This is a genomic window from Arsenicibacter rosenii, from assembly GCF_001870735.1.
Taxonomy (GTDB): domain Bacteria; phylum Bacteroidota; class Bacteroidia; order Cytophagales; family Spirosomataceae; genus Arsenicibacter; species Arsenicibacter rosenii.
The window spans coordinates 1-453 of sequence record NZ_MORL01000266.1 but is presented as its reverse complement, the minus strand read 5'-3'; the positions used below and the strand labels follow the sequence as shown (position 1 = coordinate 453).

At 56.9% G+C, this 453-nt stretch carries 1 protein-coding gene; it reads left to right on the top strand.

What is annotated here, in order from left to right; all coding sequences use genetic code 11:
• Positions 1–101 precede the first annotated feature (101 nt).
• A partial coding sequence (locus BLX24_RS31195; RefSeq protein WP_177226010.1) for a DNA adenine methylase occupies positions 102–453 on the top strand: 352 nt, incomplete at its 3' end.

The following is a 453-nucleotide window of genomic DNA, read 5'->3' as shown; positions in this document are numbered from 1 at the left end:
GACACCGAGTACGAATCCGGCGAAGATGAAATCAGCAACACGCTCAGAATGGCANCGGGGGCGGCTTCGGTTACGACCGGCACGGCAAGTGTGCGCTCAAAATCTACAACAAGAAGAAGCTGCTGACCGATGCCTATCAGGAGCGGCTCAGGCGGGTAACGATCGAGAGCTATGATGTACTGAAGGTGATCCGGGCCTACGATGCACCGGATGCCTTTTTCTACCTGGACCCACCCTACGTCAGTGCCGATCAGGGTCACTATGAAGGCTACACGCTGGAGGACTTCCGGCGGCTCCTGGATGCGTGCGCGAATCTGAAGGGCAGGTTTCTGCTGAGCAGCTATCCCGAAGAACTTCTGATCACGTACCGGCAGCAGTACGGGTGGCGTTCGGAAGACATCGAAAAAACGCTGGCTGTTACCCGGCGGAAGGAGCGCAAAACCAAGATCGAGT